The organism is Micromonospora sp. NBC_01405 (genome assembly GCF_045040155.1).
GTDB lineage: Bacteria > Actinomycetota > Actinomycetes > Mycobacteriales > Micromonosporaceae > Micromonospora.
Window position 1 is genome coordinate 4,522,591 of sequence record NZ_CP109532.1, and the last position, 25,747, is coordinate 4,548,337.

The following is a 25,747-nucleotide window of genomic DNA, read 5'->3' on the forward strand; positions in this document are numbered from 1 at the left end:
CGCCATGAACCCCCTCACCCGCTTCGTCAACCGGTTCCGGCGTCCGCTGCGCATCCGCCTCGTCGGCCCGGCCGACCAGACCGCCGCCGCCCTGCACGGGCTCGCCCACTTCATCACCCGGCGCCGCGACATGGACGGCCGGCGCATCCGCATTGACCTGACCATCCGCGAGAAGCCGAAGGGAGAGCAGCGATGAACCACCGGACCGAATCCGCCGTACGCCTGGTGATCCTGCTCGCCATCGGCACGATGGCCGGCGCAGCCGCCTTCACCCACGTCCACGACCTGTCCGTAGCCCACGGTCAACCGAACTGGATTGGCTGGGCCAACGCCGTTGCCGTCGAACTGATGGCGATCTACCTCGGCCTGGAACTCCGCGCCCGCCGGCGTACTCGTCGCCCGGTCGGCCTGGTCGCCTCGCTGCTCGTCGCGTTCGCGCTGCTCTCCCTCGCCGCCCAGGTCGCCGAAGCGGAACCCTCGGTGTGGGGCTGGACCGTGGCAGCCGTGCCCTCCCTGGCGTTCCTCGCCCTAGTGAAGGTCGTCCTGTCCAACACCCCGGCCACCCCACCGACTCCCGAACCCGACCAACCCCCGACCGACCGGTACGAGGTACCCGAGCAGGCCCCCACCGACCCCGACCCCGAGCGTCCGGCCGCCCCCGTCCCGCCGGCTGTCCCGGCGCCGGCCGTCATCTCCGCCCCTGCGGCGGTGCTGCCTCCCCGTGGTGTCGTCCAGCCGAACCGGCCGCACGTCGTCGGGATCATCCGATGACCGCTGCGACCCTGCCCGGCCTCGAACCCGCCCCGACCCCGGCTGCAACTCCTCGGCCGGGGTCGCGGGCGGCCCGCATGGCACTCCCTCGCTCGGTCGACGTGCTCAAAGAGATCGCCACCGAGTACGGCGTCTGCGTCCGCCCGCTCCCCATGCGCCGCACCGACCTCGACACCGGCCTGACCGAGGTCATCGACCTTCCGTGTGGGGCGACCCGGGAGGACAAGTGCGCGCCGTGCGCCAAGAAGAACCGCCGGCTGCGGCAGGCACAGATTCGTGAGGGCTGGCACCGCGACGACGAACCGCTACCGCCCCCGGAACCGGCGACCGAAGAACAGAAGGCGCTGATCCTGCTGCGCGGGCACCTTGAGTTCTCCCGTGACGAGGCGTCCCGGGCGGCCCAGTGGGACCAGGTCGCCGACCTCGACGAGGCAATCCACGAGGTGGAAGACGCGATTGCCGCCGAAGGGCTCCGGGGACGAGTCGCGCCCCCACACTCGACCGGCGACGAGGACCAGGACGACGACACCGGCCGGCGCCGCAAGCGGTCGACCAAACGGCGGCAGGATGCCCCGGAACTTCCTCGGCGCAAGGTCGAGCGGCGCACCGTCGGCAAGACGTACACCGCCTCGGACGGCTCGACCTATCGCCCGTCGATGTGGCTCACGCTCACTCTCGACTCATACGGCCCGGTCCGCCCCGACGGCACCCCGGTCAACCCCGACCGGTACGACTACCGGCGGGCGGCCTGGGACGCGGTCCACTTCCCCCGGCTCCTCGATCGGTTCTGGCAGAACCTGCGGCGGTGTGAGGGCTGGAACGTCCAGTACGCCGGCTGTGTCGAGCCGCAACGGCGTCTTGCTCCTCACGCGCACTTCGCCATCCGGGGCACGATTCCCCGCGACACGCTGCGCACCGTGGCGGCGGCGACGTATCACCAGGTGTGGTGGCCTGCGGTCGACGTCCAGCGGTACACCGCCGACCGACCCCCGGTGTGGGACGAGGACGCCTCGGCGTGGGTCGACCCGGACACCCGCCGGCCGCTGACCACCTGGGGCGAAGCACTCGACGCTCTCGACGAGGACCCGGACGCGGAACCGGTGCACGTCGCCCGCTTCGGTGCCCAGGTCGACGCGCGCGGCGTCATGCCCGGGACCGCCGACGCGGAACGGACCATTCGGTATGTCACGAAGTACATCACCAAGCACACCGGCGACTGCCACAAAGCGACCACCGACCGGCAGCGCAAGCACCTCGACCGGCTCTGGCACGCGCTGAGGGTCACCCCGTGCACCGACCGGTGTGCGAACTGGCTGCTCTACGGCGTCCAGCCGAAGAAGGCGAACGCGAAGCTCAAGCCGGGGCGGTGCAGGGGCAAGGTTCACCAGCGGGACACCCTCGGCATCGGCGGTCGGCGGATCCTCATCTCGCGTGACTGGTCGGGCAAGACGCTCTCTGACCACAAGCACGACGTACGGGCCTGGGTGCGGGCGCTGCTCGGGGTCACTGTCGGCCTCGACGGCGTCGACGACCAGGGCGCCACCGTCGAACCGGTCCGCCACGCCTGGGAGCTGGCCCGACCGGATGACGCCGACGTGCCATCCCTGACACACCGACTCCTCCGCTCGATCGGCGAACGTGCCCGGTGGCGCTCCGAGCTCCTTGCCGCGAAGGACCGAGCCGCACAGCCACATCCGGGCGAGACGACGAACCGGCCAGCAAGCACGACGGGGGAGGGGCTGTAATGGCAAACGAAGGGCTCTGGACGGTTCGGGACGTGTCGGCGTACCTCCGGGTACCGCAGGAGACGCTGTACCGCTGGCGGAAGGTCAAGTATGGTCCGCCGGCGGCTCGGGTCGGTCGACACCTGCGGTACGAGCCGGAAGCGGTCCGGGCGTGGTTCCGTGAGCAGGCAGCGGCGGCCTGATGGCACACGTAGAAGATCGCTGGTACAAGATCCAACGGCACCCGGACGGGCGACGGGAGCGGGTGAAGACGGAACTGTTCGGCAAGGGGCTGCGCTACCGGGTGCGGTACATCGGGCCGGATGGCAAGGAACGCAAGAAGTCCTTCCCAGACCGGGCCAAGCGAGACGCTGACGCGTTCCTTGTCTCGACCGAAACGGACAAGCTCCGGGGCTCCTACGTCGACCCGGTCGCCGGCCGGATGACCTTCGTCGAGTACGCCGAGACATGGTTGCGGACGCGTTCGTTCGACGAGTCGACCAGGGAGAGCGTGGAGTTCCGGGTACGGAAGCACCTGCTGCCGTTCTTCGGCTCTCGGCAACTGGCGTCGATCAAGCCGGGGCATATCCGGGAGTGGGATGCCGGGATGGTCGGCAGGCTGGCTCCGGCAACCCGGGCCGTCGTCTTCGCGCACCTGCGGACCATCCTCGGCGCGGCGGTCGACGACGAACGGATCGCCAAGAACCCCTGTTCGGCCAAGTCGGTCACGCCGCCGCGACCGGTGCAACGTCGGGTGGTGCCATGGCGGTACGACCAGGTTTCGGCAATCCGCGGTGGCCTCGCCCAGCGGTACCGCCCGATGGTCGACCTGGGCGCCGGCTGCGGACTGCGACAGGGGGAGATCCTGGGGCTCGGCGTCGACGCCATCGACCTTGACGCGGGTTGGGTGCACGTCTCGCGTCAGGTCAAGCTCGTCCGTTCCCGGCTCGTCTTCGGGCTGCCCAAGAACGACCGTGACCGCCGGGTGCCGCTCCCGGACTCCGTCGCCCTGGTGCTGCGGCAGCACCTCAAGGACAGCGACCCGGTGACGCTCACCCTGCCGTGGGAGAACCCGGCCAGCGCGGAGCGAGTCACGGTGCCGCTGCTGTTCACCACCACCCGGCGGGGTGCGATCAACCGGCGGACCTTCGACGGCAAGAGTTGGCGCCCCGCCGTGCTCGCCGCCGGCATCACGCCGACCCGGGCCACCGGGATGCACGCGCTTCGCCACTTCTACGCCTCGTCGCTGCTCGACGCGGGGGAGAGCATCAAGGCCCTCGCGTCCTACCTCGGGCACGCCGACCCCGGGTTCACGCTTCGGGTGTACACGCACCTGATGCCGGCCAGCGAGGAACGCACCCGTCGTGCGATCGACGATCTGTTCGCAGCGTCGTAGAGCCCGGACGCTGGAGGCCCTTGCGGACTCGCTGCGGCGTCGAGAGGGTGAAGCACCTAAACCTGCGCACCGCCACCCGAGATGCTTCGACCGGCAGGAGTTCGAACAGATGGACCGACATGCCCTCCGACCTGGTGATCACGTCGAGCTTGCCTGCGAAGCGGTCGACTGGGTGGACCGGTCCTTCTTCCCGGCTGTGGTCCGGGTCGTGTTCACCGATGCGCAGGGCCGCGCATGGTCGCTTGTCGACAAGGCGCCGATCTTCGGTACCGACCTGGATCCCGAGGCGGCGTTGCCGAGGCCGGTTGCGGTGCGGTGCGTCGTCGAGGAGTTCCGCGACGCGTCCGATGCCTCGTCGGTGCCGTTGGTCCTGGTCTCGACGGAGCCCGACCGGGTAGCCGCCGAGGACGGAACGGCCGTCTTCCTTGTTTCCTTGGACCTCTTGCGTCCGGCGGCGACCAGGTAGTGGCGGTGCGATCCCGTGTTCGAGTGGCTTGCCCATCGCCGAGGCAGCGTGAATTTCGCCAGACGCCCTGGCGACGCCCTGAGCAGGTGCATGCCGAACGAAACGCCTGCTCAGGGCACGAATCGCGTTCATAATCCGGCGTACAGGTCGACTCGTCCGTCGCCCACCAGCTCAGAGCCGTGATCAAGGCTCTGAGCTGTCCTATTCTCGGGTGCCTATGGCCGTTGTTGGGCAACTTTGGTCGACATTTGACGGCCTGGCGACGGCCTGGCGACGGCCTGATCTTGGGTGCGCTAGGTGGGGCCTGTCTCGCTAAGGGCTCTGTCTCACATTCGGCTCTGGCTCACATTCGGTGGTAGCAGAGAGTGGCGGCCCATTCGTCCGGACGGCAGCACTGTCTAAATCTGCATTATCGGGGCAAAAGGCGTAGCGGATCCATGGTTGCCAGCCTTCACACGAAACCGGCCAGCCCTGAAGCGCCGACGTCAGTGGCTCGCGCGCACGCCTGCGGTGCCGCTACAGAATGTAACCACCGAAAGCGAGCCAGAGCCGTTAGATCCACAGACCCGCTGGACGGATTCGTCAAGCATGTGGTGGGACTGCTGTCCTGTCACGGGACATGCGTGATGCCCACGTCCCACCTGATGCCCGACATGATCCTCAAAGGGCGCCGCGGAAGCCTTCACGGTCCGCGACACGGGCGCGTATCGAGGTCTGGCCGAACCGCCGGCGATGGGCTGCCAGCCACGCCGCGTAGCGATTCGATCGCGGAAGATCCGGACGTCTGCGCGCCCCTTTTGGCTTCGGGGAGCTTGTCCTATCCCTGTGCTCTACTCCCGTCATGCATGTTGTCGTCACGGGCGCACTCGTTGAAAACGGCGCGGTCCTGCTAGTGCACCGCAGGCCGACCAAACGGGTATACCCAGATGTCTGGGATCTGCCCGGGGGGCAGGTCGAAGCGGGTGAGTCGGAACTACAAGCCCTCGCGCGTGAGATGCACGAGGAGCTCGGTGTTCACATCGTGGCGGAGTCCGCTTCACGGTTGGGCGTCTTGCATGCCGGCAGTGGTGAGGACGCTGTTCACGTGGGCGTCTGGCAAATTGGAGACTGGGTTGGCTCTCCGACCAACCGTGCACCTGACGAGCATGACGACATCGCATGGGTCGGGATCAGCGAGCTGGGCGGCCTTCCCCTCGTGCATGGCGTCTTGGCGGCAATGGTTCGTTCTCTGCCTGAATTTGAGTGCGCCCGCAGGCACTCAGATGTCACCGACTGTAACCGGGGCGACCGAGGAATCAAGGCTGACTGTCGTGCATGTGCTGGGACGGATTCGTCAAGCATCAGGTGGGACTAGCAGGGCTGGCGGGACATGATCAGGGCGGCGGGCGACGCCTTCCGCCCCCGTCGGTAAACAGCCGACTTGCATTACGTGTAGCGGGGCGTGGTCACTCCCGGTCACCCGCACCTCGCCGCATGGCCAGAGGTGCCACGATTGTGCACAGGTCGCAAGATCCTCCGCAGGGTGGCGGCGGGTATGCGTCTCGGCGAACTGATCTGCTGAATCGAGTGCGATCAGTGTGTTCGAGTCTCCCATACCGGCTCCTGGGGCTCGTCATTGTGCACGATAATGTCGACGTGATCGGTCGGGCAGACCGTGGCGAAGTAGAATTGCTGGGAGGGGATGTAACGCTCGCGCCAGCGCCGTTCGACTTCAGCCCGAGATGACACCCGGCGCTCTCGGATCACGGCACGATCCACTGTCTTCTCAAGCGCGGTTGACACGAAGATGCGCAGATCCCACCCATCAATCAGCTCCGGGCGCATGAGGAAGACGCCGTCGAAGACCAGCACGGCGTCGGCAGTGGCAGTGGTGACCGGCGGGGAAAGCGCAGTATCCGCTGTGCGGTCATAGACCGCGTATTGAAAGCTCCGATCTCCGCCCGGGCCGAGTGGATCAAGTAGAAGCCGGTTCAGCGCGTCGTAGTCGTGGGTGTCGAAGTAGCAGCCTTCGGCCGAGTACTCGCCGCGCGGATAGCGCTGTGCCCGGGGGAAGAGGAAATCGTCGATCGTCGCGCGGATGACGTCGCGGCCCTGGTCGCGCAGGATGGCGGCCAGCTCGTCGGCGAGGGTGGTCTTGCCGGCGGCGGGTGGTCCGTCGATGGCAACCCGCGTCGGGTGTGCGACTGTGATGGACCCAACTGCCTCAGCCAGGCGGCCGAGCACCTCGTTGCGGGTGCCTTGGCCCATGTCGTGTCCCGTCCTGTTCTCGCGAAGATCGCGGTGTCGAGCCGACCTTATGCGCGTCAGGCATTCCGCGCCCGACTCCCCGAGTGAGCGAGATTGCCGCGTGCGCATGTGGCTGCGGTCGCGGCGCAAACGGGCAGCCGGACGCGGTCAAGACAACTCCTCATCTGCCGCGAACCGCACGCTACGGCAAGTTGCGGCAAGCGGACCGCGCCGGCGGCGGGTCGTGCCGATGCGCGGAAGCCGTCATCGTCGATGACGACGTTCGTAGGCGTGGATGACTCGAAGCTGGGATCCGCACGTGAGTCACCTCGCGGTCGATCTTTCCCGATCCGCGCACGCCAGCCAAGCGGGTGGACGCCGAAGCGCGGGCGCAGGAGGCCGCCGAGCCGGACCAGTTCGCCCAGCCCGCCACAAATGGCTTCCATGCCGGTTCGAAACCGGACCCGGCGCTGCCGGTGCTGCTCCGGCGCTCCCGGTGCTGGTGCTGGTGCTGGTGCTGGTGCTGGTCGGCGAGTATGACATTTGGCCGAGCTGCACAGCGGTACGCGAGCTGGCTGCGCTCCTGCGCAATGCGGAGCTGGTGGTGCAGCCACAGGCTGGGCATTCCCCTGGGTGGACGACACCTCAGCATTCGCGGCCTCGGTGGAGCGATTCCCCGCATGTAGCCGGACGGCAGGCTACGCAGGTCACTCCGACCGGTTTTGGTGTCAGCTCGCGTACGCCTGCATTGAAGTGATCATGGCCTCGTCGTCGAAGGTCATGGTGTCGATGACCTCTCTGGTGGGGCCGTCGGCTGGCGTGGCGCGGAAGTGGAACGCGGCGTGGTGGTCGGCGATCGCCACCATGACGAGTTCCATTGTCCGTTGCTCGGTGAGCACGCCGGCAAAGTGCTGCTCGATGGCCGTTCGGCCGGTGACTGGGGACCCGCCAGCGGGGTCATGCAGACGGGCATCCGGTGCGTAGAGATCTGCCAGTGCGGTGGCGTCTGCGGCGCCGACGGCGGCGAGGTGGGCCTCGATGGTGGCCCTGATCTGCTCCGTGCTGGCCACGATCAACCGTCGCTTCTCGCCGAAGGACCCGCAGCCGAGGCAGGTCGCGCTTGCCGGTCGAGGACGAGGCAGAGGACCCCGGTGTAGCCGGTCGTCGGACCTCCTTGCAGGTCCAGGATCATCTGCTCACCGCCGTCGGCGAAGATGCTGTCGGTGGCGTTGGTGGTGTCGCGCTGCGGCCGGCCCCGATAGGGCGGGCGACTGAAGACCTCGTCGGTGACCGTGTCGGGAAAGTAGAGCTGCGTGGTCACCGAGCAGTCGCCGAGATGCGCGATGAGGTGGATGTGCACGGTGCGGCTGGCGTACCAGCCCGGGTAGATCGTGTTGAACGCGCACATCCCGCGCTCGTCGGTGCGCTGGCTGCCCCGCAGGTACGTCTCACCGGGGGCGATCACATCCTGCGGCACCGACTCCGAGGTGACCACCTGTCCCGGCCTCGCTTCGAATGGCTGGAAGCCGGAGTATCGACCCACGTGGTCGGCCTGCCAGACCTCGACGAGGACGTCCGCGAGGGGGGTGGTGGCGTCCGCCGCCAGTAGGCGTAGCCCGAGGCGCAGCGGGAGACCATCGCGGTCCTCGGTGATCTCCCGACGCTCGGGATGCACAGCTCGGTGGTATGGGCCCCGCGTCTGCTCGACCAACAACCGGCAGGTGACTCCGGTCGAGGCCAGTAGTTCGACGAGGTCCTCCTCCACCCTGCCAGTATGGTCCGCCGTTCGTTGCGGCGCCCGCGGTTCGCCGCCCGCCACCCGCAGTGCTGTTGACCAGCGGGCTTTTGGTCCGGCCCGTGCCTGGTGCGGTCGCTGACCTCACCCGTCCCGTGAGGGCTTCCGACTGAGTGTCGGATCATGCCTCTGAGGCAGGGCGTCGTTGGCGGCCTTTGTGCGCGTCCGCGAGTTGGTTCTACGTCCGGGTGTCGATGGTCGGTCCTTGTGAGGTGCCCGATGCGGACCTTGCCCAAGGTTTCCTGGATCGGCGTTGTGCAGCGTCTCACCGGAGAAGCCGGCGAACCCTGAAGGGTCACGATCAGTCACTCTTCCTGCAGCTTCCGTAGGGCTGCCTCGAACAACGTCTCGCGGGCACGCTGAACCGTTCCACGAGGTCGTGCTGCGACGGCAGCTTCTCGCCCGGTGCTGGTAGGTTCGCGCCGAGGGGGTGCAGGTGGACGTCGTGTACGAAGCGCAGCGGCGCTCACTCGAAGGATTCCTGGAGGGGTACGACTCCGCCCAGGCGAACGCCGAGGTGAAGGGGCGCAGCGTCCTGATGGCTGCCCTGACCAACGTGGTTCCGGCGGCCCGCGCGGGCATTGCGATCGTGCTCCTCGATGACGGAGCCGACGCCCGGGTGGCCCTCGCCGACGGGGTGAACACCTTGCACGCAATGCTCGGCAATGCGGCGCTCGATCCCGCGATCGAGGCGCCGGTGCTCCGGCGGCTGATCGATGGAGGTGCCGATGTCAACGGTGTCGCGGATGAGTTCGGCACGCCGTTGCAGGTGTTGTTTGCGCAGTTCCGGTACACCGACGAGGTGCTGGCACCGTTCTACGACGTCCTCTTCTCCTACGGCGACCTGGACCTGCTGAAGATCGGCGCGTACGCCAAGTCGGCGTACACCATGGCGGTGAACAGCGCGCGGCGACAGGCGCTCCGGGCCCGCATGGAGCAGCACCTGCAAGTCTGGTGACCCTGATGGCCCGGCGACGGCCAACAGCGGTCGGGGCCAGGCTTCGCCCCAGGTCAGCGGGGTGCTGGGTTCATGATCCGGCGTACAGGTCGACTCGTCCGTCGCTCACCAGCTCAGAGCCACGATCAAGGCTCTGAGCTGGTTCTATGTCCGGACGTCGATGGCCGTTGCTGGTCGATATTGGCCGAGTGGCACGACGTGCAGCACCCTCAGTGGTGCGGTCACGTCCGCGCTGGTGGTGTAAGAGGCGGCCATCGCGGGATCCGGTCTGATGTTATGCGGCGATCGGGGTGGGGTGGGGCTGGTCGGTGTCGTGTTGGCCGGTCTCGATCGTGACCATGCGGGCCTTGGCGAGTATTTCGAGGCCCATGTAGCGGCGGCCTTCGGTCCATTCGTCGGTCTGCTCGGCCAGGACCGCGCCGACGAGGCGGATGATCGCCGGGCGGTTGGGGAAGATCCCGACGACGTCGGTGCGGCGGCGGATTTCCTTGTTCAACCGTTCCTGAGGGTTGTTCGACCAGATCTGTCGCCAGATCTCATGCGGGAAGCCGGTGAACGCGAGCAGGTCGTCGCGGGCGGCGTCGAGGTGCTCGGCAGCTGCCGGGAACTTTGCCTCGATGGTGGCCATGACCCGGTCGAACTGGGCTCGGACGGCGTCGGCGTCGGGCTGATCGAAGATCGTGCGGACGAGGGTGGCGATCCACGGCTGCGCCGACTTCGGCACCTTCGTCAGCAGGTTGCGAAGGTAGTGGGTGCGGCAGCGTTGCCATGAGGATCCGGGCAGGGCCGCGCCGATCGCGGCCACGAGGCCGGCGTGGGCGTCGGAGATGATCAGACGAACACCGGACAAGCCGCGGGCGGTCAGCGACCGCAGGAACGCCAGCCAGCCGGCGCCGTCCTCGTCGGAGGCCACGTCCACGCCGAGGACTTCGCGTTGGCCGTCGGCGTTGACCCCGACCGCGACCAGCGCGTGGACGTTGACCGTCCGCCCGTGCTCACGGACCTTCATCGTCAGCGCGTCCATCCACACGAACGGGTAGTGGCCCGAGTCCAGGGGCCGGTTGCGGAACGCCTCGACCTGCGTGTCCAGGTGCGCGGCCATCTCGGAGACCTGCGACTTGGACAGCTGCCGGATCCCGAGCTGTTCGACCAGCTTCTCCACCCGCCGGGTCGACACACCCAGCAGGTAGGACGTCGCCACGACCGACACCAGGGCCTGCTCGGCCCGCCGGCGATGGGTCAACAACCAGTCGGGAAAGTAGCTGCCCTGCCGCAGCTTGGGGATCGCCAGGTCGATCGTCCCGGCCCGGGTGTCCCACTCCCGAGGCCGGTAGCCGTTGCGGGAGTTCACCCGCTCGTCACTGCGCTGCCCGTAACCAGCACCGCAGATCGCGTCCGCCTCGGCGGACATCACCGCCTGCGCGAACACCTTGACCATCGCCTGCAACACATCCGGCGACGCGCCCTCGATCTGCTCGCGCAGCAGGTCAACAGGGTTCACACTCTCTGATGCGGCCATCGCGTTCTCTCTTCCTTCTCTGACTTGGTCGTCTTGAAGGATCGACGCGATGGCCGTCTCTTATCTACTCAACACGCCCATCACGGGCAAGTCGTACACCACTTCCGTGGACGCAACCAGTGGTGCCAACGTGGTGCGTCATGCGTGCCTCCTCGACCCGTGTCCGCGCTGCCATCTGTCGCGGGCCGAGGATGATGCCTTACGCCACCGACACTTTCTGACTGCGGTGGAGTCGGACCCGGCATTTGCCTGAGCAGAACCGCCGACGGCGCCCCGTCTCGGGCTGCTCGATCTCGGTCCCTCAACCGGGTGCTACGCACCGCGTTTCGTTCCCGGTTACGACCACGGTCGGGGGCGTTTCGTTACAGGATTCCGGGTCGGTGGAGGCGCCGGGTGTCACCGATGCCCCAGAGCATCCGAGGGATGTTCGTCTGGTGGTGATCGGTCCGCGTAGGCGACGCTGTGCCCCGAGTGCGAGGACTACCTGCGAGCCGGATCGCGCACCGGTCAGTTTCGTGCGTTGAATCGGTCTAAGCTTCCGAAACCGGCTGACGGAAGGCATGGCTCGATGCGGAAACTGATCTACGGCATGAACCTGACACTGGATGGCTACATCGCCGCGCCCGGCGAAGACCTCGGATGGGGCGTGCCGAGCGACGAGCTGTTTCAGTTGTGGCTCGATCAGGAGCGGGCGATCGGCCTGTTCCTGTATGGGCGCAAGCTGTGGGGGAATATGAGTTCCTACTGGCCGACCGGCGACCAGCAGCCCAATGCCACCCCGGCGCAGATCGAGTTCGCGCGGAACTGGCGGGACACGCCGAAGGTGGTGTTTTCCTCGGCGATGGAGAAGGCCGACTGGAACACTCGCCTGGTCACCGGCGACGCGGTCGCGGAGATCACCCGGCTCAAAGCTGAGGACGGCGAGCCGATGAGGGTTGGTGGCGCAACGCTCGCCGGGGCGGCCATGCGGGCCGGGCTGATCGACGAGTACACGATCGTGACCCATCCGGTCCTGGTGGGCGGCGGCACGCCGTTCTTCACCGCGCTGGATGGCTGGGTGAACCTGAACCTGGTGGAGACGCGGACGTTTCCCGGCGGGGTGGTTCTGGCCAGGTACGAGACGAGGCGCTAAGCGCGTTTCCTCCACGCGGTCAAGGAAGTGACGAGGGCAGTGATGGCCCCACGGGCTTGATCGCGGCCTCGAGATGCGATGTGACGACGGGCCTGATCTGACGGGCATCGACGCCCTGCCTGAGCAGGACACCGGCTTCAGCTTCGCTCCGGTCGGTCCCCATCGGCACGCCGCAGTGGCCGAGGTGCGATCCGACTTGAAGCAGCATCCACAGCTTCGGGCTGAATGGCGCACGAAGCTGGTCGACAGCGACCTCACCATCGACCGCGCCGATTAGGCCGCTGGCGCACCGATCTCGGCACGCCAGCGGCCCGGACATGACCTTGCGAAAGCACCGCACCCCTACGGACGGTTACGGAGCCTCGTCCGCCCTGTGCGATCGCTTGGCGGCAGATCCGCATGGGTCAGAATGTGCCGATGACGATCTCCGCTGACGACTCCGGTCCGGTCCGGATTGTGACGGCCGTTCTTCGCGACGGCGATCGGGTGTTGCTGTGTCATCGGAACGCCGGACGCCGTTGGTATCCCGACGTGTGGGACCTGCCGGGCGGCCATGTTGAGGAGGGGGAGGATCCGAAAGGGAGCCTTGTCCGTGAGCTTCGGGAGGAGTTGGGAATCACGGCATCGGAGCCGTCCAGCCCGCCGATGCATGAGATCCGGACCGCGACGTTCGACATGCAGATCTGACAGCCTGCGTCTCGCCCACGAGTCGTATCTCTCGATGCTCACCGCCGTGCTCGTCACGTGACGTCGCTCCGGAAGCCAAGGGTGCGCGCTTCACCGGCATGACAGGCCGTTTCGTCGGCGGCTGACTTGCCGCCCCTCGATCGCCGGACCCTGTCGCACATCACCTGGCAGAACCGCGTCGCGCATCAGCTGACGGATCACAAGTGTCCTCCGTCTACTGATGTGCGGCAGTCGTTCGCCAACTGATCTGCGATACCTCAGTGCGCTGATCGCGGTAAACGAGTTCACCGAGGCTGGAGCAGCCCACGTTTGGCCATATAGGATCGCAATGTCTCGACGTCCTCGGCGGACATCAAGCGGCGTGGGATCACGGTCGCCGGCATCCGGCCGACGTACACGATCCAGAACTCAGGGGTGTCTTTTACCTGGGCGACCCCGTCCCAGGCGATGCCGCCGGACTCCGAGCCGCTGCGCATCATGATGTTGTCGTCGGTGATGTCGTAGGCGCCCTCGACCGCGTAACGACCGGAGCGCCGCCGGGCGCGCAACCGCACCCACGGCGAGTACAGCATCGACAGCACGCCACCCACGACCATCACCATGCACAGCGGCGAGATCTGGTCGCCCCACGCGAACCCCCGCGAGACGGCGAAACCGATCGCCCCGACCGCCGCCAGCACCGCGCCGATATAACCGTACTTGCGCAGCCGAACACTGCTGAGCGCAGCGGCCACGCGGCCTGGGTAGGCGGGATCGGCTGGAACGTCAAAACGGATGTGCACGCCAGAACGATAGTGCCCCCACCCGCCCCCGGGCAGCGCCTGACTCGCGCCCCGCTGTCCGGATCGTCGGGGCCGCCCCTTGTCAGCGGCAGAAGCGGATGCTTCGCGTGGCATTGAACTGAACACAGCGGGGCGGCTGGGGGTGCCGACCGGCAACCCAGCCGAGCCACCTATCGGCACCCCTGCACCAACCGGCAGCAGGTGATGACCGCTCCATCAAAGCGGGGGAAACTCGCCGCCGGCGAGCTTCAGTGCGACGTCCAGTTCGTGCTGCTTGGCCGGGGAGAGGGTGCCGATCCGCTCGATCAGGTATTCCTTTCCGATGGTCGTGCTCCAGGTGCAGAAGATCTTCCCGTCCTTGGGCAGCGCCACGCGCACCACGCCGCTCTCTCCCAGGCCCTCCTCGGCTCCGAAGAAGACCTCGATGCCGATGGCGCGCGGGTCCGGCCCAGCCTCCTCGACGATCCGGCGCCGCTCGTCGGCGTCGACTGCCTGCTCACCAGACATCAGGGCGAACCCGAGCTTCTGCGCCGAGGTGGCCGGTTCGACGATCTGCATGGCCCGGAACTCTGGCTCCACACCCCCCGAGAGCAGCACGACGGGCCGCTTCTCGTCGATCTGCGCCCACCAGACCTCGCCGCGCTCCACGTGCCCTCCTCGTGTCCGGCTGCCCCTCGACGCTATCAGCGCGGCCCCGCCCCGCCCTGGCCCGCGACGCCTGCGGCACCGGTTCGCCCGGCTGGGACTGGCCGGGCTGACCGACTGGCCGGGCTGACCGACCGGCCGCGCAGCGGCCGATCCCGCCGCTACGGCACCCAAGCCCGCTGCGGATCGCCCCGTTGGCCACCTCCGCTCGACGAGGCCGCGCTGCGACGGCAGCTCCTCGCCCGGCGCTGTAGGTTCGCGGCGAGGACGGTGCAGGTGGACATCGTGTTCGAAGCGCAGCGGCGCTCACTCGACGCATTCCTGTAGGGGTACGACGCCGCACTAGGCGAACGCCGAGGCAAGGGACGCAGCGTCCTGATGGCTGCCCTGACCAACGTGGCTCCGGCGACCCGCGCGGGCATTGCGGTCGTGCTCCTCGATGACGGAGCCGACGCCCGGTCGACCGCCGCCGACGGGGTGAACACCTTGCACGCAATGCTCGGCAATGCGGCGCTCGATCCCGCGGTCGAGGCCCCGGTGCTCCGGCGGCTGGTCGATGGAGGCGCCGATGGCAGAGGTGCTGGCGCCGTTCTGCGACGCCAGATCGGCGCGTACGACAAGTCGGCGTACGCCATGGCGGTGAAGAGCGCGCGGCGACAGGCACTCCGGTCCGCATGGAGCATTACCTGGAGTCGGGTGACCCCGACGGCCCGGCGACGGCCCACAGTGGTCGGGTCCAGGCTCCGTCCTGGTTCAGCGGAAGTGCTGGGTTCTATTCCGGCGTACTCAGCGGGACTGCCGCTGTTTTCGTGCTTGGTGTGGGCCTACCTGACCGCGCGACCGTCGCTGCGTGCCCACCAGCTCACTTGTCCCTCTCGTACCCTCTCCGGAGGGGCCGCCGAGGGCTTGGCTCGAAGAAGCGGCTGCGGATCGACACCGTGCATCCGTGGTTCACCGCCGACGTCCTGCGCCATTACGCCGAGCACGCCGAACACCGCGTCGCGATCGGCACAGCCGACGAGTACCGCCGGCTCCTTGCCCGGCTGGCCGACCGGACTGGCGCCCCGTACCCGGACGACAATCCCTGGACCAACCGTCAAGCAGCAGGTGGGACGCATCACCCTCATGAGGTGACACCGACGTACGGATCGGTCGGGCCGCAGGTGAGGCCCCGTTTGCTCGTGCTGAGCGAGGACTCTGCGGCGCACAGACCAGGAGCGGGCGAGGGGCCGGGGTGCGGCTGCGGGGGCTCGTCCGGGCCGGGCAGCGGGGACACGACCCTGGCGGTACTGGCGTCTCCTGGTACGGTCGCGAGGTGAACGTCGAGGAGCACTGGTGGAATGGGGAGGCGACGCCGCGGGGACGTCGCGACATCTACATCCGTACTGATGGTCAGCGCTGGGAAGTTCAGGCGCAGATCGGTGGCGCGCAAGGCCGTTCAAAGGTGCTGGAGTGTTCCAGCCGCAGCTCGGCGAGCATTCTCGCCGGGGCTTGGCGCGGGAGCAGCCCGACCTGGCGCGAACTGCCTCACTGAGCGTCGTTTCCGTCACACTGGCGGTAGTGGCAGTGGCCGGAGGCCGCACGCAGGGCAGCAGTCCGCAGGCGTGCGGCCGGCCGGGTGTACGGGACTCGTAGTCTCACCAGGATGGGCGACGACGAGCGGGACCTGGTCCGACGAGGGTACGACGCGCTCTCCTACCACTACCGTGCGGATGAAGCCGATGACGGTCAGTACGCGCCCTGGCTCGCCGACCTGCACCAGCGCCTGCCGGCCTCGGCTGCGGTGCTCGACCTCGGCTGTGGCTGCGGCGTGCCGGTCGCCCGCTTCCTCGCCCACGCCGGGCACCAGGTCACCGGCATCGACATCAGCGACGTGCAGATCGAACGGGCCCGCCGCCTGGTGCCCACCGCCACCTTCCTGCGCGCGGACGCCACCCAGCTCGACCTGGCACCGGAGTCGTTCGACGCCGTGGCCTGCCTCTACGCCCTCATCCACATACCCCTGCCCGACCAGCCGCGTCTGGTCGAACGGATCGCGACGTGGCTACGCCCCGGCGGCTGGCTGCTGACCACCGTCGGCCACGAGGCGTGGACCGGCACCGAGGACGCCTGGCTCGACGGTCCCGCCGCCATGTGGTGGAGCCAGGCGGACGCCCCCACCTACCGGTCCTGGCTACGGCGGGCCGGACTGACGATCACCGCAGAGGAATTCGTCCCCGAGGGCGCGAGCGGGCACACCCTGTTCTGGGCGCGGCGACCGGTGAACTGATCGGGTGGGTCGGGCGTTCTGCTCGCAGTAGCGGGTCTCGGGTCGCTGTTACGATCTTGCCGTGCCCGCACACCCCACCCCACCAGGACGAATGCAGTCTGGCCCCTGGCAGCCAGTCGACGGGCGAGCCGCCCGGCCGGGGCCGGCCGGACACAACCCGTATCCGTACGGATTCCCCCAACCCGGAGGGCCCCCGACCGGTCGCGTTCCGGCGGCGGGCGCCTGGTCGGCCGGCAGGTCGGTCCGGAGGACCATGCTGGTGGTGTTGCTCGGCCTGGCCGTCGTCGGGCTGAGTACCGCCGTCGCGTACGCCACGGTCGGCTGGCCGAAGGCGGTGCCGATCATCACCGGCCTCGCCCTCTGCGTCGTCTTCGCGTCGGTCGTGGGCGTGTTGCACCGGGCGGCGTGGCTGGCCTTCCTCGCGATGGTTCCCGCCCTGTTCGTCCTCGTGGGGTCGGTGCAGTTCGCCCCCGAGGCGGTGCTGGAGGAGCGCGGCGTCCGTCAGCAGGTGACCATCGTCAACGTCGAGGTCGCCGGTAAGCGACACGCGTTCACCCTGCGGGGCGAGGACGGGCCGCTCGACGAGCCAATGATCTATCGGGGCAGGAACCACGGCTACCAGGTCGGCGACACCCTGGTCGTGCTCACCGATCCGGACGGGGTGGTCCCGCTCCGGGACGCCGATCGAGTCGGCTCCCGTGGGAGGCTGGTGGCGTTGGTCTCCGGTGCCGCCGGCTGGACCGTCATCGCACTGCTCGCCGGCTGGCGCGGGCACGTCCGCCGCCGCGAGGGCCGGTTCGAGACCCTGATCGTCTAGCCCGATGCCGACCGGGATCCGCCCGATTTGATTCTCTGCTCGATGTCGTCGGCGACGCGTCGGTGGTGCGGCGGTTTGGTTGCCATGATCAGCTCCTGCCGGGCACACGCCAACCCGTACGCCGGTGAACGGCGACCACGTCAGCTCTTGCTGATCGCCAGCTCGGCCAACTGGTCGAAGGTGCGGACGAGGACCTCGCGCCGCTGCGCCCGGTACTCCGGGCCGGGCTCCAGGCCGTCGATCGTCTCGTCCCAGACGGCCAGGAACCGGGTCTTCCAGGCGGCGATGGTGGCCGGGTCGGGCAGGATGGCCCCGACGTAGTTCTGCCGCGCGACGAGGTGGAGCAGTTCCAGGTTGCAGGGCACCGCGACGCCCCAGTAGTCGTCCGGCTCGATTCCGGACGGGTCGCCGGACATCGCCTCGGTGACCTCGGCGATCAGCCGGTTGGTCAGGTCCGTGAGATGGTCGGCCGCCGTGTCGTCGTCGAAGTTCCCGCTGCCCCAGGTTCCCATGCTGTCCGCACCCTCTTCGTTCTCGAATCCGACCGGTATTGAAGCAGGTCCCACCGACGGTCTCCCGGACGCCGGTCGTCCCGTGCGGCTCGGGGGCGACTCGCATAGGGTCGTGACGTCGGGGCCCGGCCGTCGTCCCGAACCTTCGGTACGCTGGGGGCGGGCCGGACAACCGGCGGCCGAGCGACGGCGCCGCGGGCAGCGACCGGGCTTGCCGACGAGGTCCGTCCCGAGGAGGATGGCGCGATGCCGGACAGCGAACTTGAGGCCGAGCTGCTCGACGCCGAGCGACGGCTTCAGGCCGCCCAACGGGCGGGGGACGTGGCCGCTCTCGATGGGCTGCTCGACGAGCGCCTGATCGCCTTCGGCCCGGACGGGAACAGGTTCACCAAGCAGGACGACCTCAGCGCCCACCGTGACCGGACCTCCGTCATCGACGAACTGGTGGAGGAGGAACTGGACCTGATCGTCGAGGGGACGACCGGGGTGACGTTCTTCCTGGGCCGGGTGACGGGGACCTTCGGTGGCGTCCCGGTCACGGCGAGGCTCCGGTACACCAGGACGTGGACGTACGGCGATCGTGGCTGGCGGATCCTGGCGGCCCACATCAGCCCGGCCTGAACGCGGCCCGGCCGGCGGGACGGGTCACTCGGTGGCGTCGACCGTCCGGGGCCGGTCGTCCTCGGCCGGGCGCGGCGCGACGATCTGCACGGACACCCCCGCGTTGCCGTTGTGCGTCTCGATCCAGGAGTCCAGCGCCGACCGGCAGGCGAGGTCCACGTGCCGCAGGCCGCGCAGGTCCAGCCGTACGGTCCGGTCGGACGGCAGCCCGTTCAGCGTGGTGAGGATGGTGGGCAGCCGCAGGAATGTCGCGTTCCCGGAGAGCGTCACGTCGATCGGCCCGGCCGTGCCGTCCCGCACGGTGACCCGTACGTGGGACGTCTCCCACGCCGTCTTGACGATGGCCAGGCCGAGGCCGACGAGCACGCCGGTGAACATGTCCATGGTGAGGATGGCCGTGGCGGTCACCGCCAGCACCACCACCTCGCCCTGGTGCTGCCCCCGCCACAGCTGCGGCGCTGCCCGCAGCGGCAGCAGCTTCACCCCGGCGTGAACGAGCACGGCCGCGAGCGCGGGCAGCGGGATCAGCCCGAGCAGGCCGGGCGCGGCGGCGGCGAACAGCAGCAGCCACATCCCGTGCAGTACCCGGGACGCCTTCGTCCGCGCGCCGGCCCGCACGTTCGCGGAGCTGCGTACGATGACTGCCGTCATCGGCAGCGCGCCCAGCAGGCCGCAGACGGTGTTGCCGGCGCCCTGCGCCACGAGTTCCCTGTCGAAGTCGGTGCGCGGGCCCTGGTGCAGCCGGTCGACCGCCGCCGCGCTGAACAGGCTCTCCGCCGAGGCGACCAGGGTGAACGTCGCGATGGTGGCGAGCACGCCGACGTCCGCCAACGTGCCCCAGTGCCCGAGCGAGGGCCGTACCGCCTCGATCAGGCCCTCGACGCTGATCGTGTCCACCGGCAGCCCGAGCACGGCGGTGGCCCAGGCCGCCCCGGCCACGGCGACCAGCGCGCCGGGGACCGTCCCCAGCCGGCCGGGCAGGGCGTCCCAGAGCACCATGACCACGATGGTGGCGACGCCGACGCAGAGCGAGACCTGCGCCGTGGTGGACGTGACGAGGTCGCCCACCAGGCCGGGCAGGCCGGTGAACTTGCCCGGCCCGGTGTGCGGCGTGGCGGCGCCGGCCAGGACGTAGAGCTGCCCGACGATGAGCAGCAGGCCGATGCCGGCGAGCATGCCCTGCACCACGGCCACCGAGATGGCCCGGAACCAGCGGCCCAGCCGCAGCAGCCCCAGGCCGACCTGGAGCAGCCCCGCGACCAGCACGATCGTGCCGAGGCCGGCCAGTCCGTAGCGGTCCACGGCCTCGGCGACCAGCACGGTCAGCCCGGCCGCCGGGCCGCTGACCTGCATGCTGCTGCCGGGCATGAACCCCACGACCAGGCCGCCGACCACGCCGGTGACCAGGCCCAGTTCGGCGGGTACGCCGGAGGCGACGGCGATGCCCACGCAGAGCGGCAGCGCGACGAGGAAGACGACGATGGAGGCGGGCAGGTCGGCGCGCAGCGCGCGCCAGGACTGGGCGGGAAACAGCATGGTCCACTCCGGGAGGCGGGGGCGAGCAACGGGGGCGCGCCACCGTCGGCGTGAGGCCGGGCGCACCGCCGGCTTCGGTCGGCGGTACGGGTCGGTGGGGCGCGCGTGGTCGACGGGTGTGCGGGGCCGCTCCGGCCGTTCGGGTCTGCGCCGCTGCCGCCTGCCCGGCAGTGGCTCGGGAAGGCGGTGGGTGTGCGGTGGGCGGGCGGGTGCGGCGGGGACTCGCGACGCGCGGCGGTCAGCAGCGCAGGACGCTCGACCGGATCGGGTCGGGGCCTGTGACTGTGCTCAGCGGACGCCCGTCGGCGATGTTGGCCCGGCGCTGCGGCGCGTCGGGCGGCGCGCACGCCGCCTGGCCCACCGGGTCGCGGCGGTCGGTCGTCGGGTTGTTGCGCCCGGAGCGGGTGACCGAGCCGCACGCCTTACCGGCGAAGTTCGCCACCACGGTCCGCTTCGGCGACTGCCCGGCCGGCGCGGCGAGGGTGGTCACGGGGAGGTGCGCTTCGAGCCGTACCGAATCGGCCCGCGACGCGACGCCGTCTCGTGTCGTGCGGACCGGCGGATCGGTGCGGGGCGGCGCGGCGCCCGACACCCGGGCGTGGGTCGTGGCGGGTCCGGGGAGCGCCGTGGCGAAGGCGAAGCCGAGATGCAACAGGAGCACGCAGGCGAGCAGCGGGGCGAGGGAGAGAAGTCTGCGCTGCACCGCTCACCCCCAGGCCGTGACGCGTGCCCGCGGGCATTCGCCCACGTCATCGGGATCAACCCGCCGTCGGGGGCGTCGGTTACGCCCGTTTCAGCAGGTGAACCGGGGTGCTACGGGGTCGGCGGGTGGAACGGCTCCCGGGCCGGACCGGGCTCGGCCCAGCACAGCCCGCCCCGGAACTCGACCCGGGCACCGACCGCGCCCGTCCCGGCCTGACGCCGGACGCGGTGCGGCCCCGGAGCGATCGGGCGCTCCGGGGCCGTACCAGGGGGGGTGGGAGGATCAGTTGGCGGGGGAGACGTACAGCAGGCGGTTCGGGGAGCCGGCGCCCGGGTTGCCCACCACGTTCGGGGTGGCGGTGGAGACCAGGTACGACGCCACCTGGGCCGGGGACCAGGTCGGGTTGCTCTGCAGGACGCGGGCGGCCGCGCCGGCCACGTGCGGCGAGGCCATCGAGGTGCCGCTGATGGTGTTGGTCGCCGTGTTGCTGGTGTACCAGGCGGACAGGACGCTGGTGCCCGGCGCGAAGATGTCCACGCAGGTGCCGTAGTTCGAGTACGACGCGCGGGCGTCGTTGCTCTGCGTCGCGCCGACGGTGATGGCGCTGGCCACGGAGGCCGGCGAGTAGTTGCAGGCGTTGGCGTTGGAGTTGCCGGCGGCCACCGCGTAGGTGACGCCGTCGGCGACGGAGTTCGCCACGGCGGTGTTCAGCGCCGAGTTGAGCCCGCCGCCGAGGCTCATGTTCGCCACCGCCGGCTGGCCGGCCTGGTGGTTGGAGGTCACCCAGTTGACCCCGGCGATGACGCCGGCGGTGGTGCCGCTGCCGGCGCAGTCGAGCACCCGCACGGCCACCAGCCGGACGCTCTTGGCGACGCCGTAGGTCGAGCCGCCGACGGTGCCGGCGACGTGGGTGCCGTGACCGTTGCAGTCGGCGGCCGGCAGGGCGTTGTCGACCGCGTCGTAGCCGTCGACGGCCCGCCCGCCGAAGTTGGTGTGGGTGGTCCGGATGCCGGTGTCGACGATGTACGCGGTGACGCCCGACCCGGTCCTGGTGTAGCTGTAGGCGCTGTTCAGCGGCAGGTTGGTCTGGTCGATCCGGTCCAGGCCCCACGGCGGGTTGGCCTGGGTGGTCTCGACGGTGACCTTGTGGTTCTGCTCGACAAAGGCGACCGCCGGGTCGGCGGCCAGCCGCTTGGCGGCGGCCTCGGACAGCCGCGCCTCGAAGCCGTTGAGCGCCTCGCCGTACACCTGGGCGACGTCGCCGCCGTAGCGCTTCGCGAGCTTGTCGGCGGAGCTGGTGACGGCGGCGGTCCGGGTGCCGGCCTTGCCGCCGACGGCGGCGTCGTTCAGCACGACGATGTAGCTGGAGGGGACGGCGGTGGCACCGCCGGCGGCGCGGATCTCACCGGTCGTCGGTGCCGCGGTTGCCGGGCCGCCGATCATGGCCGTGGCCATCGCCGATACGGTCAGTACGCCGAGGGCAGCGACCTTGCGGGGGAGCGTCATCTGTCGGTCTCCTCTGTCGTCGACCGCGTCGGAGCTGGTCGTACGCGGTCCGAGATCGTGATGACAGGCTATCTATATATCCATGACAGGCTATATATCAGTAAGGTCATAGCATCGCTTGCAGCTCGTCGAGGACGGCCCGCTGGAAGGCCCGCGCGGTCTGGCCGCCCGGCGGCGGGCCGCCGTGCCGGGCGGCGATCGCCCGCTCGACCAGCGCCGCCTCGGGATGCCCCCGCTCCACCAGCCGCCGTCCGGCCGCGACCTTGGGCAGCCACACCCCGTCGCGGCAGCGCACCAGCGAGCGGCAGGCGCCGAGCACGGCGTCCTCGGCGCCGGCCGCCGGCGCGTCGCCGGGCGGCGTCGGCAGCGCGAGCCACCAGGTCAGCGCGTCCACCAGCAGCCGGCGCAGGTCGGCCGGCGTCAGGTCGGCGAACGTCTCCGCCGCCGGGGGGCCGGCCAGGGCCAGCCCGCCGGAGTGCAGGATGCTGCGGTCCAGCCCGTACCAGAACCGGCCGTCCGCCGCTGGCCGTCCGTCGCCGGACCAGGTCACCCGGAACGGCATCCGGGCGCCGGTGTTCAGCTCGACCTCGAAGCCCGGCTCCGGGGTGCCGGAGTGGGCCATTTCCCGTCGGTAGACGACCAGTTCCAACCCGCGCGCGGGGCAGGGCAGCGCCTCGTGCCGCAGCCGGGCCACCAGCTCCCGCTTGCGCCCGTCGGTCAGGGCGTGCGCGCAGACCAGCGCCACGTCGATGTCGCTGCGCCCCGCCTGGTACGCGCCGAGGGCGACCGAGCCGGCCGCGTACGCACCCACCAGGTCGGTGCCGAGCACGTCGCGGGTCGCCCCGACCAGGTCAGTCATGTACCGCCGTACGTCCGGGTCCATGCCGCATTGTGGCGTGCCGACCCGGGGCGGGTGGCCCCGGGCCGGCACGAGCGGTTGCGGCGTCGGCACGGCCGGACCGTGGCGGCGCCCCGCCCGCGTGTTCCCGGTCCGGTCAGTTCGGCGGTGGGCGCCGGGTCACCGCTGCCGGTCCGGTCAGTTCGGCGGCGGGCGTCGGGTCACCGCTGCCGGGAGGTCGGCGTCACGCCGTCGAGCAGTGCGGCGAGCCGCTCGGCCACCGGCGGGGCGTGCAGGTGCAGCCGGGCCACGTTGATGGTGTCGCTCCCGACCACGGCGAGCAGCGCCTGCGCGCTGACCGCGTAGACGCTCAGGTAGCCGAGCGCGTTGCGGACCGTGGACTGTTGAAAGTCGCCCTGCCCCAGCCGCAGGCCGACCTGACGACCCAGGCCGTACGTGGTCGCCGCGAGCGCCGCCAGGTCGCTCGGGTCGACGTCGGTCTGCATGTTGTGGGTGATCATCAGACCGTCCACCCCGCCCAGTACGCAGCCGTGCACCCCGGGGATCTCCAACCGCAGCTCGGCCAGCGCCTGACCGATCTGCGGGTACGGCAGCGTCGGGTTCCCCGCGAGCGACGGCGGGAGCGACCGGGGCGGTGGCATCCCCTCGGGCGGCCGGGCGGTGCGGCGGGGGAGAGCCGTCCCGGTGTTGTCCAGTCCGCTCACAACTCCAGGCTCTCCTCGATCGTGCGCAGCTGGTGACGGGCCATCGCCAGGTTGGCCCGGCTCTTGCTCACCATCAGGTAGAGGAAGAGCCCCTTGCCGGTGCGGCTGGTCACCGGCCGGATCAGGTGGTACTGGCCGCCGAGCGTGATGAGGATGTCCTCGATCTCGTCGTCGAGCTTCAGCATCTCGATGGTGCGCATCTTGGCGCGTACCACGTCGGTGTTGCCGGCGGCGGCGACGGTCAGGTCGATCTCCCCGGTGCCGCCGGCCACGCCGAGCGTCATGCCGCTGTTGTAGTCGACGAGCGCCGCCCCGATCGCCCCATCGATACTCATCGCGCTCTTCAGCGCGATGTCAAGATTCGCCACAGTTCTTCTCCCCAGCTATGGCTGGCCGGCGCCACCGTCTCCGTGCCGAGGGTGACCCCGCGGTGACAGGTGGCGCGACGCAGTGAAAATGCTCCGACGAGGCTCGCACACGGGCGGTCCCGGCGCACACGGAGGTCGTCGCATCGACCTGAGCGGCCCAGGCTACTGGTCCCGCCAGTCCCGTAAGTGGGACGCTCCGACGGATGGTTGATCTCGGGTCCAGCTGATATGAAGTTCCCCAGGTCAAGCGGTTGCTCCGACATCATTGGCAGGCCGATCAGCTGAGGGCGGCCCTCCAGCGTCCGGTGCCGCCGCCCGTCGCGTCGAGCGGTCGGCCGACCAGCCGGTCGAACTGCCCGCGGGTCAGCCGGAAGACGAGCCGGTACGTCCGGCGGGGCACGGCAGACGCACCCGGTCCGGCGGGTTTCGCGGTTCCGGCCCGGCCGCTGACCAGCACGTCTACTGTGGAAGCCGCCACCGGTTCTGGTTGAACCGGTGGCGGTCGGGCGGTTCGCGGTGCACAGTGATCCCATGAGCGACAGCGGAAGTGGTGGGCACTACTACTGGTGCACCCGACACCACCGGGTCGAGACCGATGCCGACGTCTGCGCGGCGCGGCACGTGCTCGGGCCGTACGCCTCGGCATCCGACGCGGAGAACGCCCTGCAGCAGGTGCGGGAGCGTAACGACGCGTGGGACGCCGCGGACGCCCGTTGGGCCGGGGAGGACAGATAAGCGGCGCGGGATCGCCCGCGTCGAGGAACTCCGTGCCCCGTGAGGAGGCACGCGAGCGCATGTCCCCAAGGAGGGAACCCAGATGGCCGAAGCACAGAAGGCCACCACCCGCCCGGCCGCCAAACGTACGCCCGCGAAGAAGACCGCCACGGCCGGACGGGCCGCGGGCGGGACCCGTGCCACGGCCGCGCGCCCCTCGGGGACGGCCGGCGCGGCGGCCCGGGGGTCGACCGTGACCAAGGCGTCCCCCAACGCCTCCGGCGCCGGGGCGGGCCGGGTGCCGGCGAAGGCGGCGGTCGCGAGGAAGGCCGCCACGACGAAGATCGTCACACGTAAGGCCCCGGCCTCGAAGACCGCCGCGAAGAAGGCCCCGGCCACCAGGACCACGGTGAAGAAGGCCCCGGCCGCCCGGAGCATGGGAAAGGGGACGACCGCCGCCGCGGGCACGGCGGCGAAGCGGACCACCACAGCCGCAGCCACCGCGGCGACGAAGACTGCGGCGACGAAGACTGCGGCAACGAAGACTGCGGCGACGAAGGCCACCGCAGCTACGAAGGCCACCGCGAAGAAGGCGCCGGCGGCGAAGAAGACGACCACGGCGGCGAAGAAGACGACCACCGCGGCCAGGAAGGCCCCGGTGAAGAAGACCACCGCCGCGACGAAGACCGCCTCGACCCGGCCCACCGGCGGTGCCCGCAAGGCCGCCGCGAAGAAGGCCCCGGCGAAGAAGGCGACCGCCACCTCGTCGAGCACCACCCGCAAGGCGGCGGCGAAGAAGGCTCCGGCGAAGAAGACCACGGCGAAGAAGGCGACGGCCCGGACGGCGGCGCCCCGGACGGCGGCGGCCCGCGCGAGCGCGCCGCGCGGTACCCGGGCGACGGCCCGCAAGGCCACCGGCTGAGCATCGCCGCCCGCCGCTGACCGTCCGTCGCCGGCCCGCCACCCGCACCGGTACGCGGCCCGGGCGGCGGGTCCGCGAGGGTGCCGGGGAGCGGATCACCCGTGTCAGGATTGAC

General features: G+C 69.9%; 31 protein-coding genes. 17 read left to right on the top strand and 14 right to left on the bottom strand.

The genetic code is table 11. From position 1 onward, the window contains the following. The first annotated feature begins 4 nt into the window (after positions 1–4). From OG559_RS19795 to OG559_RS19825, 7 genes are all read left to right on the top strand, one after another. Positions 5–196: a hypothetical protein gene (locus OG559_RS19795; protein ID WP_405105792.1), complete on the top strand. Its 192-nt coding sequence runs from the start codon at positions 5–7 to the stop codon at positions 194–196. After that, positions 193–771 carry a DUF2637 domain-containing protein gene (locus OG559_RS19800; protein WP_405105794.1) on the top strand — a complete coding sequence of 193 codons (579 nt, stop codon included), beginning with the start codon at positions 193–195 and terminating at the stop codon, positions 769–771. The genes OG559_RS19795 and OG559_RS19800 overlap by 4 nt, the downstream gene beginning before the upstream one ends. Next, positions 768–2,516 (top strand): replication initiator, encoded by a 1,749-nt coding sequence (locus tag OG559_RS19805; RefSeq protein ID WP_405105796.1) that lies wholly within the window; start codon positions 768–770, stop codon positions 2,514–2,516. Before OG559_RS19800 ends, OG559_RS19805 begins: the two co-directional genes overlap by 4 nt. Next, entirely contained in the window at positions 2,516–2,698 is a 183-nt protein-coding gene (locus OG559_RS19810) for a helix-turn-helix domain-containing protein (RefSeq protein WP_018732821.1), read from the top strand. Before OG559_RS19805 ends, OG559_RS19810 begins: the two co-directional genes overlap by 1 nt. Further along, a complete protein-coding gene (locus OG559_RS19815) occupies positions 2,698–3,891 on the top strand; it encodes a tyrosine-type recombinase/integrase (protein ID WP_405105798.1) in 1,194 nt (397 codons plus the stop codon). The genes OG559_RS19810 and OG559_RS19815 overlap by 1 nt, the downstream gene beginning before the upstream one ends. 109 nt (positions 3,892–4,000) lie before the next feature. Continuing rightward, entirely contained in the window at positions 4,001–4,357 is a 357-nt protein-coding gene (locus tag OG559_RS19820; protein ID WP_405105801.1) for a hypothetical protein, read from the top strand. An 841-nt stretch (positions 4,358–5,198) separates the two neighbouring features. Continuing rightward, positions 5,199–5,711, top strand: a complete 513-nt coding sequence (locus OG559_RS19825; RefSeq protein ID WP_405105803.1) for an NUDIX domain-containing protein — start codon at positions 5,199–5,201, stop codon at positions 5,709–5,711. A 218-nt stretch (positions 5,712–5,929) separates the two neighbouring features. Here OG559_RS19825 and OG559_RS19830 read toward each other — a convergent pair whose 3' ends face one another. From OG559_RS19830 to OG559_RS19840, 3 genes are all read right to left on the bottom strand, one after another. Beyond that, entirely contained in the window at positions 5,930–6,604 is a 675-nt protein-coding gene (locus tag OG559_RS19830; protein WP_405105805.1) for a uridylate kinase, read from the bottom strand. Positions 6,605–7,311: 707 nt separating this feature from the next. Next, positions 7,312–7,653 (bottom strand): nuclear transport factor 2 family protein, encoded by a 342-nt coding sequence (locus tag OG559_RS19835; RefSeq protein WP_405105807.1) that lies wholly within the window; start codon positions 7,651–7,653, stop codon positions 7,312–7,314. A 2-nt stretch (positions 7,654–7,655) separates the two neighbouring features. Next, a complete protein-coding gene (locus OG559_RS19840; RefSeq protein ID WP_405105809.1) occupies positions 7,656–8,348 on the bottom strand; it encodes a hypothetical protein in 693 nt (230 codons plus the stop codon). A 466-nt stretch (positions 8,349–8,814) separates the two neighbouring features. On the opposite strand from OG559_RS19840, the gene OG559_RS19845 reads away from it, so the two are divergent. Continuing rightward, positions 8,815–9,336, top strand: a complete 522-nt coding sequence (locus OG559_RS19845; protein WP_405105810.1) for a hypothetical protein — start codon at positions 8,815–8,817, stop codon at positions 9,334–9,336. Positions 9,337–9,610: 274 nt separating this feature from the next. Here the strand turns inward: OG559_RS19845 and OG559_RS19850 are convergent, their stop codons facing one another. Continuing rightward, positions 9,611–10,855 (bottom strand): IS256 family transposase, encoded by a 1,245-nt coding sequence (locus OG559_RS19850; RefSeq protein WP_405105812.1) that lies wholly within the window; start codon positions 10,853–10,855, stop codon positions 9,611–9,613. Between the two features lie 568 nt (positions 10,856–11,423). Between OG559_RS19850 and OG559_RS19855 the strand changes: the two genes are divergently transcribed. The 3 genes from OG559_RS19855 to OG559_RS19865 all read left to right on the top strand — a co-directional run bounded on the left by OG559_RS19855 (position 11,424) and on the right by OG559_RS19865 (position 12,674). After that, entirely contained in the window at positions 11,424–11,987 is a 564-nt protein-coding gene (locus OG559_RS19855; protein ID WP_405105814.1) for a dihydrofolate reductase family protein, read from the top strand. 73 nt (positions 11,988–12,060) lie between these two features. Beyond that, on the top strand, positions 12,061–12,264 hold the full coding sequence (locus OG559_RS19860) for a hypothetical protein (protein WP_405105816.1): 204 nt from the start codon (positions 12,061–12,063) through the stop codon (positions 12,262–12,264). 140 nt (positions 12,265–12,404) lie between these two features. Next, the gene (locus tag OG559_RS19865; protein WP_405105818.1) at positions 12,405–12,674 is read left to right on the top strand and encodes an NUDIX domain-containing protein; all 270 of its coding nucleotides are present in this window, start codon (positions 12,405–12,407) and stop codon (positions 12,672–12,674) included. A gap of 284 nt (positions 12,675–12,958) precedes the next feature. On the opposite strand, the gene OG559_RS19870 is transcribed toward OG559_RS19865, so the two are convergent. Beyond that, positions 12,959–13,456 carry a YcxB family protein gene (locus OG559_RS19870; protein ID WP_405105820.1) on the bottom strand — a complete coding sequence of 166 codons (498 nt, stop codon included), beginning with the start codon at positions 13,454–13,456 and terminating at the stop codon, positions 12,959–12,961. Between the two features lie 216 nt (positions 13,457–13,672). Further along, on the bottom strand, positions 13,673–14,104 hold the full coding sequence (locus OG559_RS19875) for a hypothetical protein (RefSeq protein ID WP_405105822.1): 432 nt from the start codon (positions 14,102–14,104) through the stop codon (positions 13,673–13,675). A gap of 1,312 nt (positions 14,105–15,416) precedes the next feature. Between OG559_RS19875 and OG559_RS19880 the strand changes: the two genes are divergently transcribed. The 3 genes from OG559_RS19880 to OG559_RS19890 all read left to right on the top strand — a co-directional run bounded on the left by OG559_RS19880 (position 15,417) and on the right by OG559_RS19890 (position 17,187). Continuing rightward, positions 15,417–15,635, top strand: a complete 219-nt coding sequence (locus tag OG559_RS19880; protein WP_350882678.1) for a hypothetical protein — start codon at positions 15,417–15,419, stop codon at positions 15,633–15,635. Positions 15,636–15,746: 111 nt separating this feature from the next. Next, on the top strand, positions 15,747–16,370 hold the full coding sequence (locus tag OG559_RS19885; RefSeq protein WP_405105823.1) for a class I SAM-dependent methyltransferase: 624 nt from the start codon (positions 15,747–15,749) through the stop codon (positions 16,368–16,370). Positions 16,371–16,623: 253 nt separating this feature from the next. Then, entirely contained in the window at positions 16,624–17,187 is a 564-nt protein-coding gene (locus OG559_RS19890; protein WP_405105825.1) for a hypothetical protein, read from the top strand. Between the two features lie 140 nt (positions 17,188–17,327). On the opposite strand, the gene OG559_RS19895 is transcribed toward OG559_RS19890, so the two are convergent. Continuing rightward, the gene (locus OG559_RS19895; RefSeq protein ID WP_405105827.1) at positions 17,328–17,699 is read right to left on the bottom strand and encodes a DUF4259 domain-containing protein; all 372 of its coding nucleotides are present in this window, start codon (positions 17,697–17,699) and stop codon (positions 17,328–17,330) included. A gap of 246 nt (positions 17,700–17,945) precedes the next feature. On the opposite strand from OG559_RS19895, the gene OG559_RS19900 reads away from it, so the two are divergent. Beyond that, positions 17,946–18,320, top strand: coding sequence for a nuclear transport factor 2 family protein (locus tag OG559_RS19900; protein WP_405105828.1), 375 nt, complete (start codon positions 17,946–17,948; stop codon positions 18,318–18,320). Between the two features lie 24 nt (positions 18,321–18,344). On the opposite strand, the gene OG559_RS19905 is transcribed toward OG559_RS19900, so the two are convergent. From OG559_RS19905 to OG559_RS19935, 7 genes are all read right to left on the bottom strand, one after another. Then, positions 18,345–19,856, bottom strand: a complete 1,512-nt coding sequence (locus OG559_RS19905; RefSeq protein WP_405105830.1) for a SulP family inorganic anion transporter — start codon at positions 19,854–19,856, stop codon at positions 18,345–18,347. 238 nt (positions 19,857–20,094) lie between these two features. Further along, complete coding sequence (locus OG559_RS19910; protein ID WP_405105831.1) at positions 20,095–20,559, bottom strand: hypothetical protein; 465 nt, start codon at positions 20,557–20,559, stop codon at positions 20,095–20,097. 282 nt (positions 20,560–20,841) lie between these two features. Further along, positions 20,842–22,065, bottom strand: a complete 1,224-nt coding sequence (locus OG559_RS19915; RefSeq protein WP_405105833.1) for a S8 family peptidase — start codon at positions 22,063–22,065, stop codon at positions 20,842–20,844. Between the two features lie 106 nt (positions 22,066–22,171). Further along, positions 22,172–22,948, bottom strand: a complete 777-nt coding sequence (locus tag OG559_RS19920) for a nucleotidyltransferase domain-containing protein (RefSeq protein WP_405105835.1) — start codon at positions 22,946–22,948, stop codon at positions 22,172–22,174. Positions 22,949–23,124: 176 nt separating this feature from the next. Further along, positions 23,125–23,628 (bottom strand): roadblock/LC7 domain-containing protein, encoded by a 504-nt coding sequence (locus OG559_RS19925; protein ID WP_396671074.1) that lies wholly within the window; start codon positions 23,626–23,628, stop codon positions 23,125–23,127. After that, positions 23,625–23,996, bottom strand: a complete 372-nt coding sequence (locus tag OG559_RS19930) for a hypothetical protein (RefSeq protein ID WP_405105837.1) — start codon at positions 23,994–23,996, stop codon at positions 23,625–23,627. The genes OG559_RS19925 and OG559_RS19930 overlap by 4 nt, the downstream gene beginning before the upstream one ends. Before the next feature lie 277 nt (positions 23,997–24,273). After that, entirely contained in the window at positions 24,274–24,396 is a 123-nt protein-coding gene (locus tag OG559_RS19935) for a hypothetical protein (RefSeq protein WP_405105840.1), read from the bottom strand. Positions 24,397–24,527: 131 nt separating this feature from the next. Here OG559_RS19935 and OG559_RS19940 point away from each other — a divergent pair, with 131 nt between their 5' ends. Both OG559_RS19940 and OG559_RS19945 read left to right on the top strand, forming a co-directional pair. After that, positions 24,528–24,731, top strand: coding sequence for a hypothetical protein (locus OG559_RS19940; RefSeq protein ID WP_387025640.1), 204 nt, complete (start codon positions 24,528–24,530; stop codon positions 24,729–24,731). Positions 24,732–24,813: 82 nt separating this feature from the next. Next, entirely contained in the window at positions 24,814–25,632 is an 819-nt protein-coding gene (locus tag OG559_RS19945; protein ID WP_405105843.1) for a histone, read from the top strand. Positions 25,633–25,747 lie beyond the last annotated feature (115 nt).

Bases quoted from the DNA above. Each gene is read 5' to 3' on its own strand.
- OG559_RS19890 (WP_405105825.1), top strand. From the start codon at position 16,624: ATGCTGGTGGTGTTGCTCGGCCTGGCCGTCGTCGGGCTGAGTACCGCC.
- OG559_RS19810 (WP_018732821.1), top strand. From the start codon at position 2,516: ATGGCAAACGAAGGGCTCTGGACGGTTCGGGACGTGTCGGCGTACCTC.
- OG559_RS19905 (WP_405105830.1), bottom strand. From the start codon at position 19,856: ATGCTGTTTCCCGCCCAGTCCTGGCGCGCGCTGCGCGCCGACCTGCCC.
- OG559_RS19800 (WP_405105794.1), top strand. From the start codon at position 193: ATGAACCACCGGACCGAATCCGCCGTACGCCTGGTGATCCTGCTCGCC.
- OG559_RS19915 (WP_405105833.1), bottom strand. From the start codon at position 22,065: ATGACGCTCCCCCGCAAGGTCGCTGCCCTCGGCGTACTGACCGTATCG.
- OG559_RS19940 (WP_387025640.1), top strand. From the start codon at position 24,528: ATGAGCGACAGCGGAAGTGGTGGGCACTACTACTGGTGCACCCGACAC.
- OG559_RS19855 (WP_405105814.1), top strand. From the start codon at position 11,424: ATGCGGAAACTGATCTACGGCATGAACCTGACACTGGATGGCTACATC.
- OG559_RS19805 (WP_405105796.1), top strand. From the start codon at position 768: ATGACCGCTGCGACCCTGCCCGGCCTCGAACCCGCCCCGACCCCGGCT.
- OG559_RS19850 (WP_405105812.1), bottom strand. From the start codon at position 10,855: ATGGCCGCATCAGAGAGTGTGAACCCTGTTGACCTGCTGCGCGAGCAG.
- OG559_RS19945 (WP_405105843.1), top strand. From the start codon at position 24,814: ATGGCCGAAGCACAGAAGGCCACCACCCGCCCGGCCGCCAAACGTACG.
- OG559_RS19825 (WP_405105803.1), top strand. From the start codon at position 5,199: ATGCATGTTGTCGTCACGGGCGCACTCGTTGAAAACGGCGCGGTCCTG.
- OG559_RS19865 (WP_405105818.1), top strand. From the start codon at position 12,405: ATGACGATCTCCGCTGACGACTCCGGTCCGGTCCGGATTGTGACGGCC.
- OG559_RS19795 (WP_405105792.1), top strand. From the start codon at position 5: ATGAACCCCCTCACCCGCTTCGTCAACCGGTTCCGGCGTCCGCTGCGC.
- OG559_RS19920 (WP_405105835.1), bottom strand. From the start codon at position 22,948: ATGGACCCGGACGTACGGCGGTACATGACTGACCTGGTCGGGGCGACC.
- OG559_RS19885 (WP_405105823.1), top strand. From the start codon at position 15,747: ATGGGCGACGACGAGCGGGACCTGGTCCGACGAGGGTACGACGCGCTC.
- OG559_RS19895 (WP_405105827.1), bottom strand. From the start codon at position 17,699: ATGGGAACCTGGGGCAGCGGGAACTTCGACGACGACACGGCGGCCGAC.
- OG559_RS19900 (WP_405105828.1), top strand. From the start codon at position 17,946: ATGCCGGACAGCGAACTTGAGGCCGAGCTGCTCGACGCCGAGCGACGG.
- OG559_RS19830 (WP_405105805.1), bottom strand. From the start codon at position 6,604: ATGGGCCAAGGCACCCGCAACGAGGTGCTCGGCCGCCTGGCTGAGGCA.
- OG559_RS19820 (WP_405105801.1), top strand. From the start codon at position 4,001: ATGGACCGACATGCCCTCCGACCTGGTGATCACGTCGAGCTTGCCTGC.
- OG559_RS19815 (WP_405105798.1), top strand. From the start codon at position 2,698: ATGGCACACGTAGAAGATCGCTGGTACAAGATCCAACGGCACCCGGAC.
- OG559_RS19860 (WP_405105816.1), top strand. From the start codon at position 12,061: ATGCGATGTGACGACGGGCCTGATCTGACGGGCATCGACGCCCTGCCT.